Consider the following 9277-nt stretch of genomic DNA (forward strand, 5'->3'; position numbering starts at 1 on the left):
CCGGCCGTCGGATCACCGACCGACCGCGGGCGCTGCCCGGGGCTCCGCTGCCGCCCACGCGACGACCGACGCCGCAGTCGGCGCAAGAACCGGAGCCGGAGCCGCAGCCGGAGCAGCAGCCGCACCCGCTGTCACCACGATCCTCGTCATCGCAGCTGAGGTCATCGCGACCGTCGTCACCTCGACCGTCGCCATCGCTGCTGTCGCCGACGCGGCCGCGGTTCGTGGACGCGTCTCCGCCGTTCTGATCCGCAGCCCGACCTGCCGGGCGATCCGACACTCCGTCGGCCGCGAGGCGGTGCATCGCCGTGCCTGGACACGCCCAGGCGCCCTCGCGCTCTCGCACCTCCGGCGCCGCGAGGTCCGTCGGCACGTTCGCGCTTCGTCGAGCCTCGAGCTCCGAGTTCCGAGCTCCGAGCCCTGTGTCCCGGAGCTCCGAGCCTCGAGCCCCGTGTCCCGTCGTGCTTCGGGGCGTCGGCCACCGCGTCCCGGTCCGCCCCCGTCCCGGTCCGCCCCCGTCCCGGTCCGCCCCTCCGCCCCGGTCCGTTCCCGTCCCGCTCCGGCTGGCGGACGCCCCCGCCACGCAGGAGAGCCGTCGAACTCGGAAGATCACGACCGGACGAGCTCCACGTGGTTCACGCTCTCCGCCGCCCGCCGCGTCCGTCGGTCCTCTCCTGCCCTGCCCTGTCCGCTCCGGCCCCGTCCGGTCAGGAGCCTCCCGCCGCGGCGACCGCTCCACTCCGCCCGTGCCGCCACCCGTGCCTCCGCCCGTGCCGCCGCCCGACCTCACCGGATGCCGCTGCGCGCGAACCCCTGCACGAAGTAGCGCTGGAAGCACAGGAACAGCAGCACCATCGGCAGCACCGACACCAGCGCCAGCGCCATGCTCGCGCTGTAGTCCGGCGTCGACTGGCCCTTGAGGTAGAGCAGGCCGATCGGCAGCGTGAACAGCTCGTTGTCCTTCAGGGCGATCAGCGGCCAGGCGAAGTCGTTCCAGCTGCCGAGCAGAGTCAGCAGGATCAGGACGGCGATCAGCGGCTTCGAGAGCGGCAGCACGATCTGCAGGAACACCCGCAGGTGGCCGGCGCCGTCGATCCGCGCCGCCTCGATCAGCTCCTCCGGGATGGAGAGGAAGAACTGCCGGGCGAGGAAGATCCCGAAGGCCGCCGCTGCTCCGGGCAGGATCACCGACCAGTAGGTGCCGTAGATCTGCAGTCCGGTCACGAGCTTGAACTGCGCGACCATGATCGCCTGCACCGGGATCATCATCGTGGCCAGTGCGAGCAGGAACAGCAGGTTCCGCCCGGGGAAGCGCAGCCGCGCGAAGCCCCAGCCGGCCAGCAGGTTCACCACGACGGTGAACACCGTGACGAACACCCCGATCACGACCGAGTTGACGAACCACTCGCCCACGGGGAAGCGCGCGAACACCGTCGCGAAGTTCTCGAACGAGATCTCGCTCGGCCAGAAGCGGGGCGGGCCGGGCGCGAACACGTCGCCGCGCGGCGAGAAGGCGATGACGAGCATCCAGTACAGCGGGAAGAACACGATCGCCGAGGCGACGATCGCGATGACGAGGCGGACGACGAGTCCGGAGCGGGAGCCGTCGCGGCGGGAGGGGCGCCGGCGCGGGGTCTCGCGGGCGGTGGCCGCGGCGACCGCGGCGGGCGTGGTGACGGTGGAGGACGACATGAGGGCTCCTAGTCGACGAGATCGCGCGTGCGGCTCGTGCGCCACTGCAGGTAGGTGAAGGCGAGGGAGACCAGCAGGATGACGACGCCGAGCGCGGCGCCGTAGCCCTGCTCGCGGACCTGGAAGCCGTTGCGGTACGCGTAGGTGCCGAGCACCGACGTGGAGAAGCCGGGGCCGCCGCCCGTCATCACGAAGACGATGTCGAAGACCTGGAACGAGGCGATCACGTTCATGATCAGCAGGAAGAAGGTGGACGGGCCGACCAGCGGCACCGTCAGTGCGCGGAACTGCTGCCAGCGCGTCGCTCCGTCGATCCGGGCGGCCTCGTAGAGCTCGGGCGAGACGCTCTGCAGGCCCGCCAGGTAGATCACCATGTTGAAGCCGATCCGCAGCCACACCGCGGTCAGCATCACCGAGATCATCGCCGCGGAGCCGTCCGACTGCCAGGCGACCGGCGAGGCGCCCAGCGAGCTCAGCACCTTGTTCACGATGCCCGAGGACTCGCTGAAGATCGTGACCGCGATCATCCCGGAGGCGACGCCCGAGATCACCAGGGGCAGCACGATCACCGTGCGGAAGATACCGCGCGCGGGCAGCACGGAGTTGAGCAGCACGGCCAGGCCGAGGCCGCCGGCGAGCTCGAGCGGCACGGTGACCGCGGTGAAGAGGAGCGTGTTGCCCAGGCTCTGCCAGAACACCGGATCGGCGCCCATCCGCAGGTAGTTCGCGAAGCCGACCCACTCGGGCGTGCCGAAGCCGCGAGACTCCTGGAACGAGAGCTGGATCGCCCAGAGGATCGGCACGAACAGGAACAGCGCCATCAGGAGCAGGTTCGGGCCGACGAAGCCGAAGCCGGCGAGGGCCTCGCGCCTGCGGGCCGACCGCGGCCGGGCGGAGGAGCCCGCCCGGCCGCGGAGGGTGGTGGCGGTCATCAGCTGGTCGCCTGCTGGATGGCCGCGTCGAGGCCGGAGAGGGTCTCCTCGGTGCTGCGTCCGCCGACGAACGCCTCCTCGAGCTGGTCCTGCATCGCGACGGAGATCTTCGCGAGGAACGGCGAGGTGAGCTGCTGCACGTCCCGCGGGGTGATCGTCGCGGCCTGCTCGACGAAGACGGGCATCACGTCCGGGCGCACCGCGAAGTCGATCGACGCGGGGTCGATGTCGGACCGGGTGGGCAGCTCGTTCGTCGCCGCGCAGAACTCGGCCATGGTGTCGGCCTGCGTCATGAACGAGAGGAACTCGGTCGCGAGCTCGGGGTCATCGGTGTCGGCCGTGGCGACGAGGGCGTTGCCGCCGAGGTCGGTCGCGCCGCGCTCGTCGACGGGCATCGGCGTGGCGGTCCACTCGAAGTCGGCGAGGTCGTCGATGTCCGGCACCAGGAAGGACCCGGCGAACGCCATCGCCGCGGTCTGCTCCGTGAAGAAGGAGTCGGCGTAGGTGGCGGACTTCACCGAGCTGGTCGGCGGGACCCAGTCGTTGTCGAAGAAGCTCTTCGTGAAGTCCAGCGCCTTCGCGCCGGCGGCGGAGTCGATCGCCGGAGTGGTGCCGTCCTCCTCCAGGAGCGTGCCGTCGGCCTCGAACAGCCAGCTCAGCCAGCGGGGCGTGCCGCCGAGCTGCCAGTTGTAGACGAACGGGTACTGCTCGGCGGGCAGGCTCGCGCGCAGCTTCGCGGAGGCGTCGGCGAACTCCTCCCAGGTCCACGCCTCGTCGGCGGTGGTCGGCACGTCGGTGATGCCGGCCGCCGCGAGCAGCTGCGTGTTCACCAGCAGCGCCGACACGTCGGTCTGGTGCGGGACGCCGTAGGGCTTCCCCTCGAAGGAGACGGCCTCCTGGAACGCGGGCGTGAAGGAGTCGAAGTCGTCGATCCGGTCGGTCAGGTCGAGCAGCTGCTCCTGGCTGGAGTAGACGCCGAGGTTGCCGTAGTCGACGCGGAACACGTCGGGGGCCTCGCCCGACGACAGCTGCGCGTCGATGTTGCTGAACATCTGGTCGTAGGGGACGACGTTGAGCTCGACGCTCGCCCCCTCGTGCTCGGCCTCGAAGTCGGTGATCAGCGACTCGAAGGCCGCCTGCTCGGACTCGCTGGCCCAGGTGGTGAAGGTGATCGAGTCGGCGTCGGCCGAACCGCCGCCTCCTCCTCCGAAGCCGCTGCAGCCGGTGAGGGCGGCGGTCGACGCCAGGACGGCGGCGAGAGGGATGAATCGTCTGCGCATGGGTGGTCTCCTGCTGTGAAGGGTCGGACGGGGGCGGGGTCGGAGGGCCGCGTCAGGCGGGGCGGCGGAGGGCGGTCTCGACGAGCGAGACGAGGCCGTGTGGGCCGAGCTGGCCGACGAGCAGGTCGAGCGGAGTGGGGACGGGCAGCGCCAAGGCGGCGCGGCCGAGGCGGGAGGCGGGCACGGAGGCGGCCTCGCGCTCCTCCGGCTCCGGGTCGGCGAGGGCCAGCGCGACAGTGGCGGCCACGTCCTCGACCGCGCGGACGCAGCCGAAGCGGACGATCCGCTCGTCGTCGATCAGGGCCTCGCCGTAGCCCGCGCGGAACGCCGAGCGCTGCACGTCGCTGATCGGCCGCGAGTAGATGACGCCCAGCTCGATCAGGAGCAGGTCGGCCTCCCGCGGGGCGACGGTGGCCTCGTCGAAGTCGATCAGCCAGGGGCGGCCGCTCTCGTCGATGACGACGTTGCCGGGATGCGGGTCGCCGTGGAGGGGCACGCGGGAGGTGGGCGTGCGGGCGCGCTTCAGCCGCCGCTCAGCGCCGGCGAGGGCGTCGAGGCGGGAGCGGTTACCGCGCCAGAGCGCGGTGAGGAGGGGGCGGGACTCCGGCTGCGCGTCGATCCTCTCGTCGGTCTCGGCGAGGAGGTCGGCGAGCGGACGGCGGACGCGGCGGATGCCCCGCCGCACGGGAGGCGCGAGGGTCGGCGGCTCGGCGTCGTGCACGGAGCGCAGGACCGCGCCGAACCCCTCCCAGTCGAGGGCGTCCTCGCCGGAGTCGACGGCGTCCTCGCCGAGGATCCACGGCGCGACCGAGACCCGCAGCCCCCGGTCCTCCGCCCAGGGGCGCCCGTCGGAGGCGCGGTGCGGCGCCGCGACGCCCGGCACCCCCGACTCGCCCAGCGACGCCGAGAGCGCGAGGCCGAAGCGCCCGTCGCGGGCCGACGCCTTGACGCTCCACAGCGCCCCGGAGCCGTCGGCCGCGCACCAGACGCGCGCTCCGTGGTCGAGTCCGCCGACGACGGGCTCCAGGTCGACGAGGCCGATGCCGAACTCGCGGCGCACCAGATCGCGCGCCCAGGCGCCCGCCTCCTCGATCGTGTCCATCCCGCTCATGCTGACGTGCGGGCGCCCCGCGAGCAGGTGCTTGCGCGATCGGTGATCGTAGGCATGGGTGCGGGCTGAGCCGCGTCTCAGGCTCGGGCTCCGGGCCGCCCGACGAGGAACCACGCCATCGACCCCAGGAAGGGCGCCACCACGACGGCGATCGTCCACAGGCCCTTCCGCAGGGGATCGAGGCCGGAGCGGAGGACCTGCGCGACCGCGAGGATCGCGACTCCGAGATACGCGGCCCCGCACAGGGCGGCGACCACGCTGGTGCCGAGCAGTGACATGTCCATCGCCCGACGCTACGCGCGGCGCGGCGCTGCCGGATCCACCGCGGGGCGGAGACTCCCGGCGATGCGCAGCGGGCCTCGCTCAGCGGCCGAGGACACCGGTGATCGTCCGCGCGCCGTCGGCGGGGAAGAGGGCGAGCCGCTGCTCCGTCCCCTGCTGCCGGACCGTGAGAACGGGAGCCGCGAGCGCGTGACCGTGGTGGTAGCCCGTCACCGACTCGGGGGCGTCCCCGGCGGTGAGGGGCAGGAACGCGATCGGCGAGAGGTCCGCGTCGGCACGGAACAGCGAGAGCGCCCTCGCGGTGACGACGGCCAGCAGCACGGGGTCCGGCTTCGCCGCGCGCAGCGCCGGGAGGTCGACCGCGGCTCCGGCGACCGCGAGCGTCCGCAGCGAGGCCAGTGTCTCCGGAGTGTTCAGCACCGCGGTGACGCCGCCGTCCGGATGCTCGGCCCGCAGCCTCTCGAGGATCGGTCGGGACCACCGCTCCTCGACGCGCCGCCGGAGCCCGAAGCCGAGCCCCGCGACGATCACCGCGGCCACAGCGAGCACCACGCCCCACCCTCCGTAGAGCTGGTAGGCCCGGGCGCCCGACCATGCCGCCGCCACGACCACCGTCGCCCCGAAGAACGCCTCGCTCCCGAGCGACCGCAGCCGGGTCGACTGCACCTCCTGCGTCACGAGCGCTCCTCCGGGTCGGGCGGACCTCCGGGCGGGATCACGTCAGCGCATGATCCCACCGGCGCCTGCGGGTCGGGCGGGGATCCGTCCCCTCGCGCGCGAGGCCGGCTCAGCGCCCGCGCCGCGCCCGCGAATCGGTGAGGAGCCGGACCGGGGGGAGGTCGGCCAGTTCGGGGGACACGAAGCCGAGCACGTCGGAGTGGTGGTCGGCGGAGGCGCGGCGGAGGAAGGACCAGCACTTGAGCGAGGACGGGCGCCGGTCGAGGGGGAGGGGAGCGGCCTCCACGATGATCACGGTGGCGGAGCGGTGCAGGATCCGCACGGGCACGCGGCTCTCGCGGCCGTCGACGGTCCAGCTGGAGACGCCGCGGATGCGGCCGTCCTCGCGGTCGACGCCGACGGTGAGGACGCTCCGGAAGTCGTCGGACGCGGCGCCCATGCCGATCTGGAAGTCCCCCTCCGCGCCGTCGAGCACGAAGGCGACGTCGAGTCCGCGGCGGTGCCGGACGGTGAAGGTGGCGAGCAGGGGACCGCTCCCGAACCTCGGGGCCTCGTCGCGGGCCTGCCGGACACGCTGCTCCGCGTCGTCCTTGTCCATGGAGCCACTCCTGCCGTCCCGGCGGAGCGGGGCCCGCGCGCCCGTCGAGCCTAAGGGGAGCGGGACGGCGTCACCCCGCGCGAGGCAGCGTCACCCGGAAGCGGGCGCCGACGGGTCCCGCCTGCGCCACGAGGTCGCCGCCGAGGGCCCGGGCCAGCCCGCGCGCGATCGGCAGGCCGAGGCCCGAGCCGCCGTCGGCGCGGTTGCGGGCGTCGTCGAGGCGGACGAGGCGGTCGAAGACGCGCTCGCGGTCGGCCTCGGCGATGCCGGGGCCGTCGTCGTCGACGGTGATCGTGACGGAGTCGGCGGCCGCCTCGACGGCGACGTCGATCCGGGAGCGGGCGAAGCGGGCGCCGTTCTCGAGGAGGTTGCCGAGCACCTGAGCCAGCCGGTCGGCGTCGGCGCTGACCAGGAGCGGCTCGGCGGGCCGCTGCAGCTCGATCGCGAGGCCCGGGCGGCGCAGCTCCTGGCGCTCGATCGCGGCCTCGGCGACGACCGCGGGGTCCAGCGGACGCGACTCCAGAGCCAGGCCCTCGTCCAGCCGCGCCATCAGCAGCATGTCCTGGATGAGGCGGCCCGCGCGCAGCGACTCCCGCACGACGTGCACCGAGAGGCGCTCGCGCTCCTGCTCGCCGCCGTCGCCGCGGACGAGGGCGTCGGCGGCGGCCTGGATGCCGGCGACCGGCGTCCGCAGCTCGTGCGCGGCGTCCGAGACGAACGCGCGCATCCGCTGCTCCGCCGCGAGGGCCGTCGCCTCGGCGGCGAGGGCGCTGCGCTCGGCCTGCTCGAGGTCGTCGAGCATCTCGTCGAACGCGGTCGCGGTGCGGCCGAGCTCGGTCCGCGGACGGGAGGGGCGCAGCCGTCGCCCGCGGTCGCCGTGCGCGATGTCGCGGGCCACATCGGTCATCCGCTCGAGGGGCCGGAGGGTCGCGCGGATCACGACGATCAGCGCGAGGGCGGCCAGCAGGAGGAACACGGCCGACGCGGCGAGCAGGATCCCGTTCAACTGCGCGAGGGTGCTGCCCACCGATCCGGCCTCGCTGGTGAGCTCGAGGCGGGTGCCGTCGCTGAGGGTCGACTCGAGGGTGATCAGCTCGTCGTCGGCGGCGACGCTGCTCGAGACGACGGTGACGGCGGCGGAGGCGGCTCGGGACGGGACGGCTCCGGAGGAGGAGCTCGTGCCGGGCGGCGACGGCGGCTCTCCGAGCTGGTCGGCGGCTCCCGGGCCCAGTCGCAGCTGCTCCGGGCTCGGCCCGGCCACGACGTCCTCGCCCTCGGGGCTCGTGATCCGCACCGAGACGCCCTGCGCCGAGAGTCGCGAGGCGAGGGCGTCGTCGGCGATCGTGCCGACCAGCGCGGCGGCGGCGGAGGCACGGTCCTGCAGCCGCTCCTCGATCTGGTCGCGGAGGCGCTCGCCGAGCACCGCCTGCACCGTCGCCGAGAGGGCCAGGAGCAGAACGGCCAGCAGCGCGAGCACGGCCAGGACGGTGCGGAGGCGGAGGGAGCCGGTCCGCAGGGCGCCCGGCTGGGAGCGGCTCACGCCTCCACCCGGTAGCCGAGGCCGCGGACGGTGTGCACGAGCCGGTCGCCGTGCGCCTCCATCTTCTTGCGGAGGGAGCTGAGGTGCACCTCGACGAGGTTCGGGTCGACGTGGTCGTAGCCCCAGACCTGCGTGAGGATCTGGGTCTTGGTGAGGGTGCGGCCGCGGTTCCCGGCGAGGAAGGCGAGGAGGCGGAACTCGGTCGCGGTGAGGTCGAGGGCGACGCCGCCGCGGCGGGCGCGGCCCGACTCCGGGTCGACGACGAGGTCGCCGATCTCGACGACGGACGGGATGCGGCCGCGGCGGCGCAGCACGGCGGTCACGCGCTTGACGAGCTCGGCGAGCACGAACGGCTTCACCACGTAGTCGTCGACGCCCTCATCGAAGCCGCGGAGGCGGTCGTCGACGGCGTCGCGGGCGGTGAGCATGATCACCGCCGCGTCGCTGCTGCGGCGGATCCGCTCGGCGAGCACGATGCCGCTCGGTCCGGGGAGCATCCAGTCGAGGATCACCAGGTCCGGAGCGAAGGTGCTCAGCTCCCGGGCGAGGTCCTCGCCGGAGACGAGACCGCGGACCGTGAAGCGCTCGCTGCGCAGCGCGGTCTCGACGGAGGAGCGGATGGCGTCGTCGTCCTCGATGAGGAGCACACGGGCGGAGGAGGGCATGTGCTCGAACCTAGGGGCCGCGGATCGGGGCGCACCCGGCGTCTGCTGTGGAGGGTCTGTTCTTAAGTCCGGCTTCAGATTCGCCTTCGAATCTGAGATGGAACCGGCCGCAACCGATCCCGAACGGGGTCGGCACCGGGCCGGAACGAGGAGACACCCATGACCGAGTCGACCACCCCCGCCGAGAAGGGCTCGAGCTTCGGGCCGCGCCGTCCGAAGAAGCGCGCCCTGACCATCGGCATCGCCGTCGGCGCCCTCGGACTCGTCGCGCTCGGCTCGACCGCCGCGTTCGCCGCGACGCCGTCGAGCACGCCGACCTCCAGCGCCACCCCGCTGCACTCCACCTCGACCGACGCTCCGTCCACCGGTGCGCCGTCGACCGATGCGCCGTCGGCGGACGCGCCCGCCGAGGGCACCGCTCCCACCCCGCCCGGCCCCGGCCGGTGCGGCCCCGCCGGCCCCGGCCGGGGCCGGGCGGGGTGGGAGCGGTGCCCTCGGC

General features: G+C 73.6%; 10 protein-coding genes. 1 reads left to right on the top strand and 9 read right to left on the bottom strand.

Translation table 11 applies throughout. The annotated features are described in order from the left end of the window. Nucleotides 1-786: 786 nt before the first annotated feature. The 9 genes from C5C82_RS16265 to C5C82_RS16305 form a co-directional block, all read right to left on the bottom strand. Nucleotides 787-1692: a carbohydrate ABC transporter permease gene (locus C5C82_RS16265; protein ID WP_104350612.1), complete on the bottom strand. Its 906-nt coding sequence runs from the start codon at nt 1690-1692 to the stop codon at nt 787-789. 8 nt (nt 1693-1700) lie between these two features. Continuing rightward, nucleotides 1701-2624, bottom strand: a complete 924-nt coding sequence (locus tag C5C82_RS16270; RefSeq protein WP_104239656.1) for a carbohydrate ABC transporter permease — start codon at nt 2622-2624, stop codon at nt 1701-1703. After that, complete coding sequence (locus C5C82_RS16275) at nt 2624-3904, bottom strand: sugar ABC transporter substrate-binding protein (RefSeq protein WP_258066164.1); 1281 nt, start codon at nt 3902-3904, stop codon at nt 2624-2626. Before C5C82_RS16275 ends, C5C82_RS16270 begins: the two co-directional genes overlap by 1 nt. A 52-nt stretch (nt 3905-3956) precedes the next feature. After that, nucleotides 3957-5006, bottom strand: coding sequence for an aminoglycoside phosphotransferase family protein (locus C5C82_RS16280; RefSeq protein ID WP_181072868.1), 1050 nt, complete (start codon nt 5004-5006; stop codon nt 3957-3959). Nucleotides 5007-5092: 86 nt separating this feature from the next. Next, nucleotides 5093-5299, bottom strand: a complete 207-nt coding sequence (locus C5C82_RS16285) for a PLD nuclease N-terminal domain-containing protein (protein ID WP_104225196.1) — start codon at nt 5297-5299, stop codon at nt 5093-5095. Nucleotides 5300-5378: 79 nt separating this feature from the next. Next, a complete protein-coding gene (locus C5C82_RS16290) occupies nt 5379-5975 on the bottom strand; it encodes a hypothetical protein (RefSeq protein WP_104355378.1) in 597 nt (198 codons plus the stop codon). Between the two features lie 109 nt (nt 5976-6084). Further along, nucleotides 6085-6573 carry a hypothetical protein gene (locus tag C5C82_RS16295; RefSeq protein ID WP_104355379.1) on the bottom strand — a complete coding sequence of 163 codons (489 nt, stop codon included), beginning with the start codon at nt 6571-6573 and terminating at the stop codon, nt 6085-6087. Nucleotides 6574-6643: 70 nt separating this feature from the next. Continuing rightward, nucleotides 6644-8113 carry a cell wall metabolism sensor histidine kinase WalK gene (locus C5C82_RS16300; RefSeq protein WP_104355380.1) on the bottom strand — a complete coding sequence of 490 codons (1470 nt, stop codon included), beginning with the start codon at nt 8111-8113 and terminating at the stop codon, nt 6644-6646. Further along, nucleotides 8110-8778, bottom strand: a complete 669-nt coding sequence (locus C5C82_RS16305; RefSeq protein ID WP_104225192.1) for a response regulator transcription factor — start codon at nt 8776-8778, stop codon at nt 8110-8112. The genes C5C82_RS16300 and C5C82_RS16305 overlap by 4 nt, the downstream gene beginning before the upstream one ends. A gap of 159 nt (nt 8779-8937) precedes the next feature. Here C5C82_RS16305 and C5C82_RS16310 point away from each other — a divergent pair. Further along, nucleotides 8938-9277, top strand: a 340-nt coding sequence (locus C5C82_RS16310) for a hypothetical protein (protein ID WP_104355381.1), incomplete at its 3' end; no start/stop codon positions are given.

Source organism: Rathayibacter sp. AY1D5, assembly GCF_002932515.1.
Lineage (GTDB): Bacteria > Actinomycetota > Actinomycetes > Actinomycetales > Microbacteriaceae > Rathayibacter.